The sequence below is a fragment of the Streptococcus sp. HPH0090 genome (assembly GCF_000411475.1).
Taxonomy (GTDB): Bacteria; Bacillota; Bacilli; order Lactobacillales; family Streptococcaceae; genus Streptococcus.
Map to the genome: position 1 here is coordinate 612220 of NZ_KE150464.1, position 22253 is coordinate 634472.

Annotated in this window: 19 protein-coding genes and 1 other annotated feature; of the genes, 2 read left to right on the forward strand and 17 right to left on the reverse strand. The window is 33.1% G+C overall.

The genetic code is table 11. The features are described from left to right. Positions 1-9: 9 nt before the first annotated feature. From glyS to rplJ, 13 genes are all read right to left on the reverse strand, one after another. Positions 10-2046 carry a glycine--tRNA ligase subunit beta gene (glyS, locus tag HMPREF1481_RS04990; protein ID WP_016465956.1) on the reverse strand — a complete coding sequence of 679 codons (2037 nt, stop codon included), beginning with the start codon at positions 2044-2046 and terminating at the stop codon, positions 10-12. Between the two features lie 212 nt (positions 2047-2258). Continuing rightward, complete coding sequence (gene glyQ, locus HMPREF1481_RS04995) at positions 2259-3176, reverse strand: glycine--tRNA ligase subunit alpha (RefSeq protein WP_016465957.1); 918 nt, start codon at positions 3174-3176, stop codon at positions 2259-2261. A 35-nt stretch (positions 3177-3211) separates the two neighbouring features. After that, the gene (locus HMPREF1481_RS05000) at positions 3212-3583 is read right to left on the reverse strand and encodes a GFA family protein (protein ID WP_003097717.1); all 372 of its coding nucleotides are present in this window, start codon (positions 3581-3583) and stop codon (positions 3212-3214) included. A gap of 460 nt (positions 3584-4043) precedes the next feature. Beyond that, complete coding sequence (locus HMPREF1481_RS05005) at positions 4044-5222, reverse strand: tyrosine-type recombinase/integrase (protein ID WP_016465958.1); 1179 nt, start codon at positions 5220-5222, stop codon at positions 4044-4046. Between the two features lie 18 nt (positions 5223-5240). Continuing rightward, positions 5241-5465 (reverse strand): DUF3173 family protein, encoded by a 225-nt coding sequence (locus HMPREF1481_RS05010; protein ID WP_016465959.1) that lies wholly within the window; start codon positions 5463-5465, stop codon positions 5241-5243. After that, the gene (locus HMPREF1481_RS05015; protein ID WP_016465960.1) at positions 5452-6135 is read right to left on the reverse strand and encodes a rolling circle replication-associated protein; all 684 of its coding nucleotides are present in this window, start codon (positions 6133-6135) and stop codon (positions 5452-5454) included. The genes HMPREF1481_RS05010 and HMPREF1481_RS05015 overlap by 14 nt, the downstream gene beginning before the upstream one ends. Positions 6136-6461: 326 nt before the next feature. Beyond that, on the reverse strand, positions 6462-7736 hold the full coding sequence (locus tag HMPREF1481_RS05020) for an FtsK/SpoIIIE domain-containing protein (RefSeq protein ID WP_016465961.1): 1275 nt from the start codon (positions 7734-7736) through the stop codon (positions 6462-6464). Then, positions 7723-8079: a hypothetical protein gene (locus tag HMPREF1481_RS05025; RefSeq protein WP_016465962.1), complete on the reverse strand. Its 357-nt coding sequence runs from the start codon at positions 8077-8079 to the stop codon at positions 7723-7725. Before HMPREF1481_RS05025 ends, HMPREF1481_RS05020 begins: the two co-directional genes overlap by 14 nt. A gap of 289 nt (positions 8080-8368) precedes the next feature. After that, complete coding sequence (locus HMPREF1481_RS10570; protein WP_016465963.1) at positions 8369-9415, reverse strand: hypothetical protein; 1047 nt, start codon at positions 9413-9415, stop codon at positions 8369-8371. Between the two features lie 14 nt (positions 9416-9429). Next, positions 9430-13041 (reverse strand): type IIG restriction enzyme/methyltransferase, encoded by a 3612-nt coding sequence (locus HMPREF1481_RS05030; RefSeq protein ID WP_016465964.1) that lies wholly within the window; start codon positions 13039-13041, stop codon positions 9430-9432. 230 nt (positions 13042-13271) lie between these two features. After that, complete coding sequence (locus HMPREF1481_RS05035; RefSeq protein ID WP_016465965.1) at positions 13272-14240, reverse strand: hypothetical protein; 969 nt, start codon at positions 14238-14240, stop codon at positions 13272-13274. A 158-nt stretch (positions 14241-14398) separates the two neighbouring features. Next, a complete protein-coding gene (gene rplL, locus HMPREF1481_RS05040) occupies positions 14399-14767 on the reverse strand; it encodes a 50S ribosomal protein L7/L12 (RefSeq protein ID WP_001196963.1) in 369 nt (122 codons plus the stop codon). A 76-nt stretch (positions 14768-14843) separates the two neighbouring features. Beyond that, entirely contained in the window at positions 14844-15344 is a 501-nt protein-coding gene (gene rplJ / locus HMPREF1481_RS05045; protein WP_004252632.1) for a 50S ribosomal protein L10, read from the reverse strand. Positions 15345-15382: 38 nt separating this feature from the next. Then, positions 15383-15518, reverse strand: a sequence feature (ribosomal protein L10 leader region). A gap of 691 nt (positions 15519-16209) precedes the next feature. Between rplJ and HMPREF1481_RS05055 the strand changes: the two genes are divergently transcribed. Then, the gene (locus tag HMPREF1481_RS05055; RefSeq protein ID WP_016465967.1) at positions 16210-16737 is read left to right on the forward strand and encodes an ECF transporter S component; all 528 of its coding nucleotides are present in this window, start codon (positions 16210-16212) and stop codon (positions 16735-16737) included. A gap of 11 nt (positions 16738-16748) precedes the next feature. Then, entirely contained in the window at positions 16749-17264 is a 516-nt protein-coding gene (locus HMPREF1481_RS05060) for a transcription repressor NadR (RefSeq protein WP_016465968.1), read from the forward strand. On the opposite strand, the gene HMPREF1481_RS05065 is transcribed toward HMPREF1481_RS05060, so the two are convergent. The 4 genes from HMPREF1481_RS05065 to uvrB all read right to left on the reverse strand — a co-directional run bounded on the left by HMPREF1481_RS05065 (position 17261) and on the right by uvrB (position 22138). Beyond that, positions 17261-17728, reverse strand: coding sequence for an 8-oxo-dGTP diphosphatase (locus HMPREF1481_RS05065; protein ID WP_016465969.1), 468 nt, complete (start codon positions 17726-17728; stop codon positions 17261-17263). The genes HMPREF1481_RS05060 and HMPREF1481_RS05065 overlap by 4 nt on opposite strands. Before the next feature lie 19 nt (positions 17729-17747). Then, positions 17748-18182, reverse strand: a complete 435-nt coding sequence (locus tag HMPREF1481_RS05070) for a hypothetical protein (protein WP_016465970.1) — start codon at positions 18180-18182, stop codon at positions 17748-17750. Between the two features lie 920 nt (positions 18183-19102). Beyond that, a complete protein-coding gene (locus tag HMPREF1481_RS05080) occupies positions 19103-20107 on the reverse strand; it encodes an acyltransferase (protein ID WP_016465973.1) in 1005 nt (334 codons plus the stop codon). 42 nt (positions 20108-20149) lie between these two features. Continuing rightward, positions 20150-22138, reverse strand: a complete 1989-nt coding sequence (gene uvrB, locus HMPREF1481_RS05085) for an excinuclease ABC subunit UvrB (RefSeq protein WP_016465974.1) — start codon at positions 22136-22138, stop codon at positions 20150-20152. Between the last annotated feature and the right edge of the window lie 115 nt (positions 22139-22253).

Sequence of the window (22253 nt, forward strand, 5' to 3'; positions counted from 1 at the left end):
TTTTTAATTTTATTTTGTATTGAGAAGATTGAAAGCAGCCACTGTTTTTGCTTTATTTACAAGCTCAGCAAGAATAGCTAAACGGTTATTTTTAACATCCACATCCTCTGCCATAACCATAGTATTGTCAAAGAATGCATCAATTACTGGACTAAGAGCAAATAGTTGCGTTAATTTATCACTAGCTGAACCTTGTAATTCAAGACTTTCTACTGCTTGAGCAAGTTCTCTTTCTTGTTCATTTTCAAAGAGACTTGAATCGACTTTGACTGATCCTTCTGCTTTTTCTGCCAAGTTAAAGGCACGAGATAGAGACTCAACTGATGATTTATAATCTTCAGATTTTGCTGCTTCAGTTAAGGCTTCTGCTACTTCAATCATATCAGAAACAACAAAGTTTGAACTTGCAAGAACAGCCTCTTTAATATCTTTTGCAGTAGAACCCATCATCTTATCGACACGAGCTTTGATGAAATTAAGCACTTCTTCTTGATTAACATAAGTTAGACTATCAAATGATAAGGCATAAAGGCTCGCAATCAATTCGTCCATTGGAATCTTCCAACCAAAGTCTTCCAAGATTCGAACAATTCCTTGTGTTGCACGTCGAAGAGCATATGGGTCGTTTGAACCTGATGGAATCAAGCCAACCGAGAAGAAAGATAAGAGAGTATCTAATTTATCAGCTAGTGCAAGAATAGCTCCGACTTTAGACTCAGGAAGAGCTCCGTCAGCCGAATCCGGAAGATAGTGTTCACGAATAGCTTGTGCCACTGCTGCGTTCTCCCCAGCAAGAAGAGCATACTTCTCGCCCATGACCCCTTGAAGCTCATCAAACTCACCAACCATACCTGTCAAAAGGTCAAATTTATAAATGGCTGCAGCCCGAGCAAGATCAACAGTTTCATCAACTGATAAACCAGCTTTCTCTGCTAATAGAATAGCAATTTGTCCTGTACGGATCATGTGTTCACGTAATGAACCAATCTTTTCATGGAAGGTTACATGTGATAGTTTAGCTACTAAATCTTCAATTTTCAATTTTTGATCTTCACGCCAGAAGAATTCTCCGTCTTCAAGACGTGCAACTAAGACTTTCTCATTCCCTCGAACAACATTTTCCAAATGCTCTGCATTACCGTTTCGAACAGAAATAAAGTTTGGTTTTAGATTTCCTTCAAGATCACGGACTACAAAGTAACGTTGATGAGTTTCCATTGAAGTAACTAAAACTTCTTCTGGAACCTCTAGATATTTAGGATTAAAATTCCCAATAAAAGCAGTTGGGTATTCAACCAAATTCAGAACTTCATTCAAGAGTCCTTCATCAATTTGAACCTGAACACCTTGTTCTACTTCAATAGCCTTGATTTGTTCCCGAATCATATTTTCGCGTTCTATACTGTCAGTAATGACATAGACTTTTCGCAAATCCTCTTCGTAACTATCAGCATGACGAATTTCCACTTCATGTCCAAGGAAACGATGTCCACGACTAACTCTTCCTGAATGAATATCTAAGAAGTCCATATCAAGAGCTTCATCATCCAAAAGGACGATCAAAGTATGGACAGGACGAATGTATTCAAAGGTATTATTTGCCCAGTGCATACTTACTGGGAAGCTAAGGCTAGCCAATACTTCTGGAATTCCTGTCAACACTTCTTCAGCAGGTTTTCCAGCTTCATGCTTGGTTACATAGACATATTCTTCACCTTTAATTTCACGGAATTCAATATCATCAACTGTCAAGCCTTTTCCACGGACGAAGCCTTGAGCAGCTTTAGAAAAGTTTCCTTCTGCATCCAATGCGATTTTCTTTGAAGGACCTTTAAAATCTTCAGTCAAATCTGTTTGTTGGTCTGCTAAACCAAGTACACGAACAGCCAAACGACGTGGTGTTGAAAATGTTTGAATCCCTTCATATGAAAGGCGGTTGTCATCCAAGAAGGCTGCCATTTTTTCACCTAGTTGTTTTTCACTTGGTGTGACAACGTAGGCTGGCAACTCTTCGAGTCCTAGTTCTACTAATAAGTTTTTTGTCATGTTTTTTCCTTTACACAATTAATGTTCTTCAACAAGACCTTTAGTAGTGGGGGACGCAAGCAAACCTTCGGTTTCATTGCTAACTGTCAAGCCTTAAGTCTCGTCGGTTCCCCAATCGGATAAGAAACTTCTTATCCGATTTTCACTACAGCGGTCTTGTTATATTTAGCGACCTACGGTCGACTTTCAGTCATTTATTCCTGTAATTCTGTCTATTCTTCCTCTTCTGCTAGGAGTTGAGCACGGGTGGCTTCATCTAGAAGTGGGTAACCGAGTTTCTTACGTTCTGCGACGAAGGTTTTGGCTACGACACGGGCCAAGTTACGGATGCGGGCAATGTAACCTGCACGTTCTGTAACTGATACCGCTCCACGAGCATCAAGCAAGTTGAAGGTATGTGAACATTTCAAAACGTAGTCATAGGCTGGGTGCACAAGGCCTAATTCCAAAGCACGTCCTGCTTCTTTTTCGAATTTCTCGAAGTTTTCAAGAAGCATGTCTTGGTCAGAAACTTCAAAGCTGTATTTTGAATGCTCATATTCTGGTTGAAGGAAGATTTCTCCGTATTTAACTCCTGGAGCCCATTCGATATCATAAACAGAATCTACTTCCTGGATATAAGAAGCCAAACGTTCTAGCCCATAGGTTACCTCAGCAGTAACAGGACCAGTTGCCAAACCACCGACTTGTTGGAAGTATGTGAACTGCGTGATCTCCATACCGTCAAGCCACACTTCCCATCCAAGACCAGCTGAACCAGTTGATGGGTTTTCCCAGTTATCTTCAACGAAACGAATATCGTGTTCCAATGGGTTGATACCTAATTTTACCAAAGACTCAAGGTAGAGCTCTTGGATATTTGATGGTGATGGTTTCATAACTACTTGGAATTGGTGGTGTTGGTAGAGACGGTTTGGGTTTTCTCCGTAACGACCGTCCGCTGGACGACGAGAAGGTTCTACATAAGCCGCATTCCATGGCTCAGGACCAATGGCACGAAGGAAAGTATAAGGACTCATGGTTCCCGCACCTTTTTCGTTATCATAAGCCTGCATAAGCATACAACCCTGATCATTCCAGTATTGTTGCAAAGTTAGGATGATTTCCTGGAAAGTCAATTTTTTAGACATTGTTTTCTCCTTTAATTTATATTATCTTCTTATATTTATTTATCAAGCAACCAAGAAAAGGCTGGGTCCTGAAAAATATGACGTTTAGGAACAGTTTGTAAATTCTGATCGCATTCATCTATTGTACCTAATTTCAAAGCACAGACTTCTGGTATATTTTCTTGAACAGTGAAAATTTGACTATGACAGTTCTGGCAGTAATAACGCTGTTTTCCTGGAGAAGAACTATACGTAACAAGCTTTTCTTTTCCATGCAATACTAGATTTTTACTACTAACTTTGGCATTAACTGTATAGGCAGACGCAGTTGCTTTCCGACAGAATGAACAGTGGCAAAAAACTAATTCAGATAATTCCTCATCCAGAGTGTAAGTCACTGCTTTACATAAACAAGATCCTTTAAGCATTGTACTCCTTTCTACTTAGGCATTAGACGAATTCAAAAAGAACCGAATTTCAACACCCAAGCCTTGCGACTAGGGGCGTCAGAAACGCGGTTCCACCCTAATTTATTACTTCATTGTTTTTGAAAATACTACCAAAAGCGCCACACTTATCTCTCAATCACCTGACTCTCACTATCTCAGGCTCGCTTAGGATTTACCGATAAGATATTCCTTCTTGCGTCTATTATAACAAAATGCAATTAAAAAGTAAAATTATTTTATCACTAGTCCTATATATTTCTTAACCAAATTAATTTAACTGCCCCTTTTTTGCCTCTTCTAGAACAAAAAGAAAAACCGCTACTCCTAAGAATAGCGGTTTAATCATGTTTTTAAGCTATAAATGTAGTCGCTCTATTATTTAAGAGTAATTTGAGCGTGATACTCAAAAGACTAAGTATAAAGCTTATTTTTTATTATTTTATTTTTGTAGGGGTGTGAATGGGGGTGTCGCTCCAACTCCTTCCTGTTTAAGAAGTTGAGTAATTTCATTTCCAAGAGTTGTATTATTTGCATTATAGTAATGACTATATGTGTTTAATGTTGTAGCTTTATCAATTCTTCCAGAACGCTGTGATACTTCTAAAACATCCTTTTTCAGAACATTGATCATAAATGAATCATGTGAATGACGCAATCCTTTGCCAGTTATTTCTGGAACTCCAGCCAACTTTGCATGACGCTTCAACATTCTTGTCAAAGTACTTTTTACCATTGGTTCACCAAACTTAGATAGAATATAATCCTGATTAGAATTAGAAATCTGAATTGAGCGCCATCGTTCAAGTACTTTTATTGTTTCATCATCTAAGTCTATATATCTTATACCTGCTTCGGTTTTTGTCTGCTCTTTACGTTTGTAGACACCACCCTTTAAAGCTTCTAAGGTTGAGTGAACAAAGATACGTTTATTCTCTTTATCAAAATCTGACCAAAGTAATGCAAAACCTTCACTAACACGTACACCAGTCATATAGTATAACCAAGTGGTTGTAAAACGGTGAAGATCTTCATAATCAGTTAAATCAAAAGTAGAGATAACTTTCTTAAACTCTTCAAAAGTCCAGAATTTTGTATCTGGTCTTTTACCTTTTGGATTATCTAGACTTTTACAAGGGAATGTTTTGATATATTCCATTCTCTCAGCATAGCCTAAACATTGTTTAAAACGAATCCAAACACATTTTGCATAATTCGCAGAATACTTATTAATAAGTTCTAAACGAAATCTTTCACAGTCACGAGGTTTAATGTCTCGTAATTTCATTTTTCCAAATCTCTCAATAAATGTATCAAATTGAGTGATCGCAGTTCTATATGTGCTATCTTGTACCGTTTGTTTGTAGTAAGGTAAAAAAACCTCCAACATATACTGTTCAAAATTTAGATTATAATCACTATAATCAAATTTGTCGTAAAATTCAACTCTTGCTCGACATAACTCATCATATGCCTCTTTTTCAGTTGAAAAAGATTTTCCCCATATATTTCGATATCTTTTAAATCTTTGACGTTTACCTGTAGCTGATGCTTTGAATTCTGTCTGACAGTAAATTCTTCCTTTACTATCTCTAAATACTCCTTTATATTTCTTTGACATTGCTTTCAATTCCTTTCATTAAGTAAATTGAAAGCCGAGTAATTCTTCCACAATAAAACTAGGTGCAAGATCAAGTCTTTTGTTATCGAAAGGCGATTTACTTAATTTTACCATATTATTTGAAGAATTCAAAGATTCATCAAATTGATTTATAGCAATCTTTTTAGCTTGCTTAATTATTTCTTTTGAAGCTGTTTTTGAAAAACCAAGCTTCATAATATCTCTATGATTAACTGTCTTCATTTTTATCTCCTATATTGTAGAATTCTGTAATATAACTAATTTCATCTCCTGTGCTAATAATATGATTTGTTTTTTTCGAATAATTAGCTTCTAAATCAATATCTAGCCCATTGATAGTCATTACTTCTCCTTTAGTAGCTGTTATTTCAATTGGTTTTTTTATTCCTCTAGAACACCTATAAATCCTGACACCTTTTGGATATAAATATAGGCGTGCACCTTTAATGTATTTTTTTGAATTCTGATTATCATCTATCTCCAAATTAGTTAAATACGCAATAACGTAATTACCAACTTTATCACTATTTTTAAGTCTTTTAGTTTTGGTAAAGCCTTTTTTCCAGCATTCTTCAATAATTTTATTTGGGATATAAAGAGAACTCCTTTTAGGTGCTTTTATAAGCAGATGACAATGCCAACTCCCACTAGCTTGCGGTTCAATAACATTGATATACTCTAAATCTGAATATTGTTTTCTTAAATCTCTTATAAATAATTTAAAATCTCTATATACATTTTCTATTTCATTAGTGTACTTAGCGTAAGTCAATGTTATCCAAAGTTCATTCTTCTCTCCCCTAAAATTATGAGCGATAAGCCTCCTTAATTTTCTCATCGTTATACGAGTAGATTTGATATTATCACTTCGTGTAACTCCGCTTGTATCCATATCAAATATTTCTCCAGTATCTAAAACGACATATTTTCTATTCGGAAGTACTTTTATAGTTTGCTTATGTAATCCATTCGAAGTTGTTAATTCAAGTGTATTACCATATCTATAAGATTTAACGATACTTTCTGAATTTACTTTTGGATTATTTATTTTTACTCCTCGCTTTCGTTATTGTTCTAATGTTTGACGTTTATCAAGTTAAAAGCAATAGAAGCAAGCTTCTATTGCTGGGCACATTTCTTAAAGTAAAGAAAGAGGGACGTTCCACTTGCTCTAGCTCTCTGAGCTGAGCACCCCTATTCTTTACTTTCGAAAGTGCTCTATGAATAATATTCCTCCAATTCTTTTAGGAAGTCAAAATTTTTATCAAAGAATGGGGTTTCAAAATAAGTTGGTAAAGTCATTTTCCCATCAATCTGTACATGCCCTCCTCCTTTTATTTCAATTGATTTATAGTCCTTAAAATTAGAACCAAAAACCATTCTGTATCCATCTTCTGATAGATTGCCAAGTGCAACTCGGCAACCCAATTGATCCCTAATAGCACCATCAAGAATACTCGCATCTGGGCGCTGCAAGGAGATCTCGGTTAATATGCCAACTTGTCTTCCCATCATCACTAAGTTGTAGAGGTAAGACATGGCTTCTGCAGCAATTTTTTTATCAGATACTTTTACAAAAGCAGTAACTTCATCAATAAAAACTACGATTGGTTTTAATCCAAAATCTGTAAAATCTTTACCGAATGATTCTTGACTAGAAAAATATTTATCGTATCTATTCATCATTTGAAAATTTACAACTCTCAGTATTTTACAGATTTGGTTAGAAGTTACAGCGACATTCTCTTCTGGAAAACCACTAACATACCTCAATAAACTTAAATCTGCATTTTTCGGATCACAGATATAAATATCAGCACCCATTGATGCATATTGCAAAAGTTTATAGTTTAAGAACATACTTTTTCCTGAACCTGTTGTACCAACTGTTAATCCATGGGGAACTTTTCTAATATCGTATGATATTTTTTTTGTGAGTTGAATTACTGTCGAATTTCTGCCTTTTTCTAAATTCAAATCCGATACTTTTAAACGTTCATCTTTTATTAATTCAAAAGTATAGTCGGTGTATGTTAACTGTTTTGTATTAGATATCAATTTTTTCCCTAAATATGCTTCCAGCTTGCTTCCAAGATCATTAACTTTATGGCTTAGAAGTCCACCTATATTGTATACTCTAATTGTAAATGTACTCGTATCTTTTTTATTTTCAATCCATTCCATTTCCAAAGTTTCAATATATTTTTTTTCTTTAGTTTCAGTTATCTGTGTAATATATAATTGGTTTAATTTAATAAATTTAAATAATTTTTTCTGTTTTAAATATTTACTTCTGTTAAACTGACCGAAAACAAACAAAGAACCTAGTAATATTTCTAAAGAATATATAAGTAAAATTTGATTTATACTTAATTTCAAATCGATCAATGGTAGAAAATATAAATCAATAAAAAGAACTACTACTATAAAGAGAAAAAATATTATTCGACTTCCCCAAAAAGGATACACCCAATTTATACTAACTCTTTTCATGTTGCTTATTTCCTTGTGAGTCTAAAATTACATCGGCAGTAATTGACAATTGATTTTGATATTCGCCATAGACGGTTGCTTTACTTATATTTACGACTTTACAAACTGTTTGAAGTGGTTTAAATGAAGAATAATCATCAATCCCTTTGTTTAAAACAGTAATGACCACTTGTTCACCAAGGTTATTCTGTTCGTTTTGATACACTGTTTTATCTTCAACAATAAGTAACGTTACTTTTAAATGATTATCTTGTGTAAGTCTACAATTTAAATAAACAAACTCTTTTTTTTCGAAGAATGATTTATCGAATTTTAAAAAACTTCTTAAATTTTTTAGTGTCATAATTTTTTACCTCTTTTTATTTTGAAATAAAGAATCAGCAACTTCTTTATTTTTTGAAAATAGATTTGCAACTCTATTATCAATTTTCTATCAAATCATTGCTGTGATCTGATAAATTAATTATAAGTAAAAAAAATAATAATTTAGTCTAAACTTTCGTCTACAATCTAATAGTAAATTGTAGACATAATTATAGACTGTCTTATAAAATCCATTGATATCAATAATTTGAATAAATTATTCAAATAAAAAAAGAAATATAATACACTTATACTTCTTTTTCTTTAACTTATAAAAAATTTTCTAATTCCGAAATTTCAATTAAATTTAAAAGTTTTTTTTGATATGCAGTAAACTCTTTCACATGATTAATCATTAAATCATTTAATTCTAACTGTATATACTTTGATGCTCTGCTATTTACTGTTAAAATACCAGGGACATGACCACCAAGTTTCTCTCTATCACTTCTAATATAATTTAAAAAATCATTTCTATTTAAATCTTTCTGTTCAGAAACTAGTTCTTTTTTACGAACTCCATTATTTTTAGGAGGACTATATTTTCTTTTAAAACTTACCCCTCTATCTGTTTTAACCATAACAGTCTTAATGTAGTCCGAATTTTTTTTCAATCTCAAATATTTAAGAGGTATTGAATCATTCTCTAAAATCGGTATTTCAGGCTCTATAATCTCTTTAGTTAGAAAATTAATCATAAATCCAATTTTAAAAATAGTTTCTTCTTTTAACTTATTAATTACCTCAGGAAATAATACATTAGCCAATTCATAATTTAACCACTGTGTATATTGTTCATCTATTTCTTTAAAAAGAAATTTTGAATCTTCATCTTTAAATATGTTATTAATTACACGATTTTTAAATGAATTTACTAACTTCCTCTTAATAAGATACCATGGAATAATAAATGATAAAGAACATTCTTGATCCATATTTAAGTTATACCAAGTTGAAAACTCAGTAAAAATACATAAATAATCGATAAAAGATTTATTAAAATTATCTAATTCATCAATAATTTTCTTATTTGATAGTATTTCTTGAAAATAGTTATCAAATGTAACTTCTAAAAAATTCTCAATTTCACTATCTGTACCAAATATTAAACGAACTTTTTTTATATTAAAAATTCGGGAGTAATCTTCCAATAAACTATCTGGAATAAAATTACCACTTTTTACATTCTTCCCAGATTCTATTCTTTTTATTGTAGATTTTTGTCCGTACGAAATCGTTTCTATTTGCCTTGAACCTCTTAACTCTCGAAATCTTACTGATACCCTTTTTATTAATTCATCTTCAAAAAAACTCATTCCAACTCCAATATTTATAAATTAAATTCAGAAACAATTTTTTTCTCATCATCTGTTAAATCAAATAAGTCCATAACTAGATTATCAATATCAAGATTAAGCTTGTTAATCAACTCAGAATCTTGTGTTTCTTTCTTCATTTCATCCATCAATTGCTCTACCAATAATGCTATCGAATTTTGTTGAGAATTACTAGCTTCTGGAATTGGAAACTCTCCAAGTTCATTTATTTTAAACTGTGGGAAGATTCTTCTTTGGAACTTATCAAATTTCAATATAAACCATATCGAAATTATTTTAGAATTTATTACCCCTAATAAATAATAAGGATTTATCTCTATATTTGTAATAATATGAGAATTAACATCACTTATGTAATCTCCATCAACTAAAACAGCTTCAATAGAATAAGTTTTATTTGAAGGAATTTGTCTAACTAGAATTCTAGGATGCTTGAAAATTTCAGGATTCCTCATACGTGCCATATGATTTCCATATTTTACCCACTCCCCATTCCATGTTAATTTATATCTACTAACGTTCTCACCATCAAGATATCTCCTATATTCATCAGAAAGTTTCGATAAGGAGTGAAAAGCTCTATTATCAACTACTTCCTTTGTTTGTTTGGGAGTTCCCTGACCTTTTCCATATACTTGAACTCCTGTCTTAACTACAGCTACGCCTTCTCTTTCCAATACGGGTGATTCATCCACCTTTGAAAAAATAGAACTTAACTGAGGATATTTAGCTTTAGAAAAACTAATTATATCATCATCTATAAAGAAATCCGAATCCACTTTAGCAACTGTATTAAATTCTCCGTTTTTTAACTCTGCAACTTCAATCCAATTAGGGGTATTTTTCTTAAAAAAGATGATACAATTATCAACTGAAGCATCTGAAAAAATCTTATCTAATGAGTTAATAAAAACTACATTACTTGTATTCTTAGTAATAAATGTTCTAATTTTTGAGTTATTAGGAATAGTTAAAAAATTATTAGGAACAATATACGAAAATGAACCACCATTTTTCATTAGTTGAAAAGCCAATTCAATAAATAGTGTATAAGTATTAGCTTTAAATTCACTAGAATTTATATAATTTTTTATATAATAATCTTTCATTTCACTTGTGAATGATTGGTTTCTAGTAAATATATAAGGTGGATTTCCAATTATAAGATCAAAACCAATAAACTCACCATTTTCTCCTAAAATTTCAGGAAATTCCATTCTCCATTCCATACCACCTGCATAAAGTGGATTTTTCAAGCGCTCTTCAAATTCTTTTTGAGCTTGTTCAAGTTGCTTGTTTAATCTTAAATACTCTTTATCGTTATTGTTTTCCTCTTCAAAAAGACTAATCGCACCAGCTTTGTTTCTCTCCGATATCAGCTTATGAAGTTTCTTTAATTCAGGACTAGATGCCAAATCATCAAAAGAATATTTAAGTCTTTCAATCTTATCCCAAATGTTTGCCTTTGTTGCCTTATTATTTGTATCTTTATATTCACGAACTAAATCTAAGTATTCTTTAAAATCATTTCTACGGAGATCAAACTCATAATTAAAATCAAATTTATGAAGTAGACTATCCCCAACCTTAATATTAATATCGATATTTGGTAAAGTTGTTAAAACTGGTTGATTAATTTCATCATCCTTATAGTAGTATGAAGATTTTAATAGTTCAATCCATAGACGCAAACGACAAATATTTACTGAACTTGGATTAATATCTACACCAAATAAAGTGTTTTCTAAAATTATCCTTTTTTGAGTAAATATAGCTTTTTGAATTCGTTCTGATAAATCATTCCCTACCTGATACACAAAATTATTACCAGACATATCTTGAATAATTAACTCGTCATTAATAACGTAACATTGAATTATATTACCGATATAATTTCCTTCAGAATCAAAAAGAACATTTAAATCACTTTTTAGGGCAATAATTTCGTTTAAAACGGATACTAAAAAATGCCCTGAACCTACAGCAGGATCACAAATTTTAATCTGGTCAATTATATCACTAACCTTTTTAGCGATTTCCGTAGATCGAATTTGAAATTTCACATCCTCTATACTTCTACAGTTCCATGACATGGCATCATTTATTTTATCAACCACTGCCATTCGAACCGCTTTTCGAGACATATACATAGTAATGTTACCTGGTGTATAGAAAGAACCATCTCGATACCCATTAATTTTTTCAAAAATCAAACCTAGTACTGAAGCATTAATAAGGTCATTTTTTGATTTTTCGTGATGAGAAATACTAGTCGAGAAATCATAGGAATCCAAAAATTCAAATAAATACTGAATAAAATTTATTTTTCCACTTTTTCTTTTATTATTAGAACCTTTAAGCGATGTTTTCGAATAAATTTCAATATCACCTTCTGGTAAACGATCAATACCAATACCATCACGAGAAACTTCTAATTCATTTTCTTCAAAAAGTGATGAATTTAAATAGGGAATATAACCAAATTCTTTTTGAACCCGTTCTTTTCTATCAGTTATTTTTTTAGCTAGAACAGCAAAGAACAATGTATAAATTTCTTCGAAACTCGATAATTTATCATATGTTAAAAAGCGATATGATTCGTCTTTGTTAAATAGAACTAACTGAGATTCTAAAAGTTTTAAAAATAGAATTCTATTCATCCAAATGACGGTTAATTGAATCGCAATATCTTCTTGTCTATCTTTTGGAACATCTTTAACTTCCAATTTATCAATAATATTTTCAACAAATGAGTATTGTTGGCGTTTAGACGGTTTCAATCGAGAAATAATTTTTGAAGTTCCTACTTTAGATTCTTCAAGTCCCATCAAGTATAAAAGCTCATCATAGAAATTCTTATTTAACTTATTTGAATCAGTAAATATCTCCTTATTTAAAAGATTTTCTGCAGTATAGAAACGGTATAATTGAGTCAGATTATTTTTCTTTATTTCAATTGACTTACTATTTTTGACAAGTGCATCTCGTAAATCAAAATGGGCTATTTCTATCCCTTTATCAATCGCTAAATCTATTGCTGGAGAGATTACTTCATTATAAAGAAAATCAGTCGTATTACTAGATAGTTGATTATTTTTAAATTTAGTTACAAGATCTACTAACTTCTTGTTTTTTGTAAAATATTTTTCGATTTCTTTCGCTTCAATCACAAACCATGATAGACCGTTTGTAACAATGCATTTTTTTATCTCTAGATTATGTTCAAATAATCTTTCTCTTAAGTAATAAGCTACAATCTCTTGAAAAGCCTTAGAATTAATTTTATCTTTAGCCATCATCTCTGATTTATTTGTTAAACTTTTATGTTCAAAAATAACGCCTAAAGTAGAATTTGAATCTTTCCCGTTATAAATAGCTAAATCTATTCTATTTGATGTATTTATAAAATTATGTGGTAAAAGCTTTTCGAGAAAAGATTTCAATAAATTCTTTTGATATTCCTCAGATTCCCTTTGATTATCATATAAAAGAGTAAGATAATTGTTTAACTTTTTCCCAAAGGCTTCCTTATCTTCATCTAATGGCATAATCGCTTGAACAGAACGGTTCATAGAACCTTTTAAACTTAATTCTTTTATCGCCATAATAACTCCTACAAAAAATTTTAATTGATAAAATAAAATCTATAAATTCTTAAATAGATTAGTAAATAACACAATATAATTATACATCAATTTTATAAAAAATAAACACCCCTACATAAAGTTGGTGGGGTGTTTCTATGTATTTTCAGACGAAATAAAGTTTTTTAAAACTGTCACTCGCTTATGGCTATTAATAATATACTATTTAATACTTTTTTTAAAGAATAAATTTAGATGACAATTATACCATCTCTTCCTAGAGAAATTGATTTGTTTTCTCTTAATGAAGTTGGAGTGTTTTCATAACTATACATTGAAATTTCTGTAATCGAATTATAAAGTTTACAATCTTCAGGTAAATTATTAATATTACCCGAGTATTCTTTTAATAATTTGAATATCCTTGTATTAATTCCAATCTGATAACCTTCAAAATCAACTAAAGAATATTCTACTTCATTTATTTTTTTAACTTCTATCTTTTTATTACTATATACTAACAATTCCATTATATTTTTGTAATAGCGAAGAATTGCCACATTTGCGTCTAAATAGTATTCTAAGTCTCCGTCAAAGTTAGGATCAACATCACAAAATTTTAATTCATCATTTTGGAAATAAGAAGCTGTTATATGTCTCTTAAAGCGAGTTATATTATGGGAATTACCAGAAGACTCCTTAAATGTTAATTGACCAATTGAGTTAACCTGTTTTTTTGCTTTAGTTATAGTTTTCTTATCTATACTACTCTTCACACTACCTTTAGCTTCAATTAAATAAGCATTATTTATACTACCATATCCTAAACCAAAGAAATCAGGAAAGTGTTTAGTGGTGTTTACTATTCTGGAGATAGCAGGATCCTTTAGATGATACAAATAAGGAATTTTATATTCTTTTTCAGCAATTGCATATGCTGATAGTATGCCAATAAAATAAGAGATAGCTGATTTAATAGATGATTCCGAGTTAGAATAGTCACTTGTCATATAAAACTTCTGATTACTCTCTGTTAAAGCCATATTAACTAAATGAAAATAAAATCTTTGTCCGTTAAAGGACACACCTTTATTCCTAAAACCACCAGCATTTATAAGATATCTTATAAAATCCTTTTTTGAAAGAGGAATTGTTTTTTTACCATTAAACTTCTTATTAATATAATTACCAACAGTATTATAAATTAATACATCAACCATAAGTTTAAATCCTTAATAAATTTTAGAAAACACCCCCACAAAAAATTGTGGGGGTGTTTGTGGGGAAGTTTCTAAAGAAACATTTCCTATTCTATCGCCTTTACTATTAACTAAAGGCCTTTAAACTCGGCTTTCCCCCTTAAACAATCAATGAACGATTATTTAAGAGTAACTGAAGCTCCAGCTTCTTCCAATTTAGCTTTGATTTCTTCAGCTTCTGCAGTTGCAACGCCTTCTTTAACAAGTGCTGGTGCACCATCAACAAGTTCTTTAGCTTCTTTAAGTCCAAGACCAGTGATTTCACGTACAACTTTGATAACGCCAACTTTTTTGTCACCAGCAGCTGTCAATTCAACGTCAAATGAGTCTTTAGCAGCACCAGCGTCAGCAGCACCAGCTGCAGCAACAGCTACAGGAGCAGCTGCAGTTACACCAAATTCTTCTTCGATAGCTTTTACAAGGTCGTTCAATTCAAGGATTGAAGCTTCTTTAATTTCAGCAATAATGTTTTCAATGTTCAATGCCATTGTTATTTCCTCCAAAATAAGTTTAAATTTAATTTTTATAATTTTTTGTAGCTAGGCTACGATGCGTAGCTTATAATTAAGCTGCGTCTTCTTTGTTGTCTGCAACCGCTTTGACTGCAAGAGCAACGTTGCGCACTGGCGCTTGAAGTACAGAAAGGAGCATAGAAAGAAGTCCTTCGCGACTTGGAAGAGTTGCAAGAGCAACGATTTCTTCTTTTGATGCGACAGCGCCTTCGATTGCACCACCTTTGATTTCAAGTGCGTCAGCGTTTTTAGCAAAGTCGTTCAAGATTTTCGCTGGTGCGATAACATCTTCGTTAGAAAATGCTACTGCAGATGGTCCAACAAAAACAGATGCAAGATCTTCAAGACCAGCTTTTTCAGCTGCACGACGTAAGATTGAGTTTTTGATAACTTTATACTCAACTTCGCTTCCACGAAGCTCACGACGAAGAACTGTATCTTGTTCAACTGTCAAACCACGAGCGTCTACAACGACGATTGATGCAGCAGCTTTCATTTTCTCAGCTACTACGTCAACTAGTTCCGCTTTCTTAGCAATAATTGCTTCACTCATTAGTGTGTTCACCTCCGTAATTATTTTGCTTGGGGAATTTTTCCAAAAGAAAAACGCGCCCAAACCTAGACACGAAAGTACAATACGCTTCTTTTTACATGATACGTTTTGTCCTCGGTAGGATATTTATGAGTCGAGCTCCCCTACTGTCTTAGGCAGTTTTTTCAAACCGTTTATAAGTATATCATATCTGTCATTTCAAAGCAAGCACTTTTATTAAAAAAAATTTAATTTTTTAAAAGAAAACATATAGACTATTCACTTCATTATACTGTATATTGTCTCGATGTTTCTTATATTTCACTACAAGTCATTGATAAAGGGCATTTACATTTTATCATGAATAGAAAGTATCGGTACTAATGTTGAATAGATCAAGAGTGCGTGAACACTTAACATTAGTAGATAAAAGATAAAGGGAGTTTTTTCCATGATTAGAAGTTCTTGGTTACTTTTTTGACTGTCTAGGAATAGCGTAAAGGACAAGAAAAGTAAAATGATTCCGTAAATGATGCTAATATGAAAAAGAATTTCACCTATAACTGCAAAATAGAGGAAACCGAATATGGGAATCGAGAAAAGGAATAGTCCTAAGGATCCAAATGCAATTCTGATTAAAGAGATAATCAAAAAACTATAGGCTGTAAATGTTGTGAATTTTGATACTTGGAATCCTGTTTTTTTCTGCTTAGATATGTAATGAATGATAAAAATTGGATAAATGATATCTATCATCTTGACTCTCTACTCTTTCTAAGATACTTTACTTTATTTTAACTATTTTTCCTTCAAAATTCAATTTCTCTCTTGACGAGGAAAAATATTTAGTGTACTATACAACTGTATATACAGAAAAGGAGTTATTATGAATACAAAAAAGAAAACCCAATTCATGACTTTAACCGCATTGCTGACAGCTATCGCTATTTTGATTCCTTTAGTGATGCCATTTAAAATCGTTATCCCACCCGCTTCCTACACTCTTGGAAGTCACGTAGCTATTTTTATCGCTATGTTTCTCTCGCCTTGGATGGCAATTTTTGTCATCGTTGCTTCTAGTATCGGCTTCCTGCTAGCGGGTTATCCAATTGTCATCGTACTTCGCGCTTTCTCTCACATCTTCTTTGGAACGCTAGGTGCTTTCTACCTTCAAAAACATCCTCAAACCTTGGACAATAAGAAATCTTCATTGATTTTCAACTTTGTACTTGGTTTAGTACATGCTATCGCGGAAGTCTTTGCTTGTATCATCTTCTATGCTAGTACAGGAACAGACTTAAAAAATATGTTCTACGTTTTGTTTGTATTAGTTGGTTTTGGAACTATTGTTCATAGTATGATAGACTATTACTTGGCACTGGCTGTGTATAAAGCCTTAAAAAAACGCCGTTAAGAAAGTAAACCATGACTAAAGACCGCAAAGAATCACTTATTCAACTTTTAAAGGAAGCTCAAAAGCCAATGAACGGCCAAAGTTTAGCAGAATATTTTCACGTGACTCGACAGATTATTGTCCAGGATATCGCTGTACTTCGCGCTAATGGAGCTCCCATTCTATCAACCAATCGTGGCTATATATATAAAGAAAATAAAGCCAATCCTTTTGTTCACAAACTCTTTAAGGTCAAACATAAAGAGGAAGACATGGAACCAGAACTACTTGCTATTGTTGATAACGGTGGTCGGGTACAAAATATTCTCATTGACCATCCTGTCTACGGAGAAATTGAAACACTTCTCAAGTTGAGTTGTAGACGAGACGTGGAACACTTTTTAAACCAAGCTGAATCTTCAGACTTTAGACCATTGTCAGAATTAACAGATGGAATCCACTATCATTTGGTTGAGGCAGAAAGCAAACAAGACCTCCTCTATATCGAGAAGGCCTTGGACAAGTTAGGGTATTTGGTAAAGGATTAAAAAGTTCTTTTTTCCCAGCCGTCCTCTGTACGGTGACGGTAGAAAAATTCTGACTTATCTGGAGCTTCCATCATCTCCATCAAAGGTAACATATCATAGGCCAGATCCAAATTTGGAATCTGGTCTTTTTGTACCCATGACACTTCTCCTTCTTCAGAGGACTGGAGAGTACCCGTAAATTCAGTCGCCTTGTAACAAAAGACAATGTAGCGCTCACCTGTATCCAGTGGCCAATTTTTAATGCCGACAAGTTGAGGATTTTGAATCGTCAGACCTGTTTCCTCGTATATTTCACGAATGACAGATTCAGCAAAAGCCTCTCCGTCTTCGACATGTCCTCCTGGAAAGGCATAGCCAGACCAGTGGTTGGTTTCAGGAGAGCGATATTGCATAACCACGCGCTGCCTTTCTAGATCTTCAATCATACAAATATTGGTTAGAATGGTTAATTGTGCTCGAGACATAGGACTCACTTTCTAATCTTTAATTTTCTATCTTATACTTAACTTTAGATTTCATAATCAAAGGATTAACTACGTCATGATATTCATGAATTTCATGGAGCAGGGATCCTCTAATAATTCTGATTTCCTTATCTTTACTATTCACCTGATAGTCTATATTGATAGGCATAGATGAATCTGGAACCATGGAGAAAAAGAAAAATACCACAAACCAGATTATGAGAGCAAAGAATCCGCTGAGAGCTTGAAAAATCAAATGATGCCATTGAAAGATTCTAGATTTATAGAAGATAGTCCATGGATGAATAAATAGGGTTAAGCAGAGGCCAAAGAACCAGACATTCCACAAAACTGGGGTAAAAGCTAAACCAAATAAACCTAAGATAAAATGAATTAGGGCAAATAGCAAAAACAGTAAGTAAAGAATCCTAAATATAGATAGATGTTTTCTCATAATTAACTCCTTTTCTTTTCAATATAGTTCATAAACAATATCGTTAAAGCAGCTACGGAAAAAAAGACCAGATAGGTTGCTATAGGGAACCAAATGTAACGGTGATCTAGGGATAAGAGAGAGGGTAAAACGTGGTGAGTCGGTGTTCCAATTCCGATTGTCAAGTGAATTATAAAAATAAAACAGTTATAAAGAAACGGTTCCAGATAATCTTTAAAATTTTTCTTAGTTGAACAAACTTCTCTCAGATAATAAGCATAGAACCTAGCAAATATCAAAAGTATATTACAGTAGAGCGGAAACATGTAGTACATATGTTTATAAGGGCTTGGTATAAGGATAATTACTTGAAAAACAATACCTATTAGTCCAGTTATTGATAATAAAACTATAAAATCCACTAAGAAGGCCAACAGCTTATGAGAATCTAACCACAGATTGAACTTCTCTAACCTGGATAATTTCTTTTTCCTTTTTAATTTTCCTTTATGATTTTTCATTTGAGTTGATTTTCCCCATTTTCTTCTTCTCTCTTTTTATTATCATTATACTGCGAAATTAATATGATCAAGCTTGCACTAAGAATACAAGATTCATATAAAGTGGAAAGACATAATTGAGGTTTTGATATGGTTTTGGAAGAAGAGTTGTCCCAAGCAACAAATAGAGTATCGCAAAAACTGATAAAAAAAATATACTACTATCTAATAGAAAAGCTATTTTTGAATGCTGTAGCAACCACAATTTTACTTTATCTAGCCAGCTCATTTTTCGATTTGGCTTATAGTGTTTTTTTGATGTTTTCTGTGTACTGTCATTCTTTCTCATTTTTTATTAATCTTTCCTTATAATTCATCATTTAAAAATAAAGATTCGACCTATTTAATATAAGTTTTTTTGTTAGAGAATAATTTTTGATATTATAATTTACCAGAAATAAATATAAATAGTTTTTTTCTTAAATACTCAATAAATGCACCTACAATAAATATTAGAAGTGACATTAAGAGAATGTTAATAACAAATATAACGAATTTCTGTCCGTCAATTAAAGAATAGATGTTAGGTAAAATCCTTCTGAAAATAAGAGGGTGAACATGAAACAGATATACCCCTAATGTTAAAGGAGATATCAATAAAACTATTTTTTTCAAAGTAAAAGGAAGATTTTTAAGATTTAAACATAATAGAAAAATTGAAATCCCTTGAAGAACTACCGTTGGAGATATATAACTTCTCCACTGGTCATAACCAAGGCTGTGCAATAGAAAAGTTAAACTTGTCAGTAAGATAATAATTCCAGCAACTTGCCAAACTTTAAAACGATTTGCAAATTCCAATCTATTAATGATAGCCCCTATCATATAAAGAAGTATCATCCACAATACACTATAACCACCCCACAATCCTAACGAATCTTGTTTAAATATTGTTGGAATAATCGAGAAATATACAAACCCACCAATAACAATAGGTAATAACAATTCTTGCTTTATTGTTAATATAGCTTGATTTAAAAATGGAGCCACTAACATTAGTGCGAAATAACAACTCATATACCAGTATTGACCATGGCTAATTGGTGTAAAAGCAGAGAACCAATCACTTGTGTTAACAGATAATTTTGAAAAAAATGCGAAGATTAATGTAATTGAAATCGTATAAAAAATGATTTGCAACCAAAAGCTAAACATTTTTTTATAACTAAATTTTGAATTAAGTCCGACATAGCCGCTGATTAAAATATAAATATTTACTGCTGAGTATGAAAAAGCTTCTAAAGAATTTGCAAAAATATAATAAAGGTTTTTTTGAGTAGAAACTTTCTCTAGAATTCCTCCCATGCCCAGAACATGTAAATTACAAATCATCAACATAGCTAAAATTCTACAAAATTCAATCCCTAAATGTCTAGAATTTTTCACTAATATATCCTCCCCTTCCCACTCTATTACTTTTTTCTCTCTTTAATCCAAAGCCTTCACTTCCAGCATCATATCACGGATTTGCGCTGCCAACTCAAAGTCAAGCACTTCGACGGCTTCTTGCATTTGTTTTTCCAGTTTCTTAACCAATTCTTTGCGTTCTTGTTTGTTAAGACTATTGATATCGACTTCTTTATCCTCTTCCTTAGCCACAGCTTTTGTGACAGAAATCAGGTCACGGATTTCCTTCTTGATGGTTTGTGGGACAATACCATGCTCTTCATTATAAGCCATCTGGATTTTACGACGACGGGCTGTTTCATCGATGGCTTTTTGCATAGATTGAGTCATAGTATCAGCATACATAATAACATGACCTTCACTATTACGGGCTGCACGACCGATGGTTTGGATCAGACCACGTTCATTACGGAGGAAGCCTTCCTTATCAGCATCGAGTATGGCAACTAAACTGACTTCAGGTACGTCAATCCCTTCACGAAGTAGGTTAATTCCAACCAAGACATCAAAGACACCCAGACGCAAGTCACGGATAATCTCTGTCCGCTCTAAAGTTTTGATATCCGAGTGCATATACTTGACCTTGATACCCATTTCCTTGAAGTAATCCGTCAAATCTTCTGCCATTTTCTTGGTCAAGGTTGTAATAAAGGTACGCTCGTTCTTTTCAACACGGGCATTGATTTCACCTAAGAGGTCATCAATCTGTCCCATTGTTGGGCGAACTTCCACTTCTGGATCCAAAAGACCAGTGGGACGGATGATTTGCTCAATCACAGTGTCTGTTTGCTCCATCTCATAATCACCCGGTGTAGCAGACACATAGACAATCTGATGAACATGACTTTCAAATTCTTCACGACGAAGAGGACGGTTATCCAAGGCAGACGGTAAACGGAAACCATAGTTAACTAACATTTCCTTGCGTGAACGGTCACCATTGTACATGCCCTTTATCTGCCCCATAGTCATGTGACTCTCATCAATCATAATTAAAAAATCATCAGGGAAGAAGTCAAGAAGAGTATAAGGTGGCTCTCCTTCACTTCGTCCATCCATGTGACGGGAGTAGTTTTCGACACCATTTGTATAACCCATTTCACGGAGCATTTCAATATCGTACTCTGTCCGTTGTTTCAAGCGTTGAGCTTCTAGGAGTTTTCCTTCTTTTTCAAAGACCTTCAACTGCTCTTCTAGTTCCGCTTGAATCTTGGCAATCGCTACTTCCATATGGTCATCATTGGTCACAAAGTGAGTGGCTGGGAAAATCGCCAAATGATCCACTTCGCCCAGAACTTGCCCTGTCAAAGCTTCGACTTCACGAATACGATCAATTTCATCACCAAAAAACTCTACCCGAAAGGCATGCTCATCACGAGAGGCTGGGAAAATCTCCACCACATCCCCACGAACACGGAATCTTCCACGCTGAAAATCAATGTCATTGCGTTCAAACTGAATATCCACCAAATCATTGAGCAGCTTGTCACGAGAAATCTCAAGACCTGGACGCAAACTTACTACACTATCAGCGTATTCCTTAGGTGAACCTAAACCGTAAATACAAGATACAGATGCTACAACGATGACATCGTTACGCTCCAAGAGCGCTGATGTAGCGGAGTGACGAAGTTTATCAATCTCATCGTTGACTGAACTATCTTTTTCGATATAAGTATCACTAGAGGGAACATAAGCTTCAGGTTGATAGTAATCATAGTAGGATACGAAGTACTCGACCGCATTCTCTGGGAAAAATTCTTTGAACTCCCCATAGAGCTGGCCTGCTAGGGTCTTATTGTGGGCGATGACTAGAGTTGGTTTATTAACTTTGGAAATCACCTGACTCATGGTATAGGTTTTCCCTGTACCAGTCGCCCCCATCAAGATTTGAGCTTTTTCACCACCCTCGATGTTATCTACCAACTGCTCAATAGCCTGCGGTTGATCCCCAGAAGGTTGATATTTGGATACAAGTTTAAATTTGTTGTCTGTAATTCTATTTATCATAATAGCCTCATACACATTTTCTATCCCTCTATTTTACCACAAACAAAAAGAAGATACTTACTGATTATCTTTCTTCTACCTCTACCTTTATTTATGTTATATCTTCTGACATAAA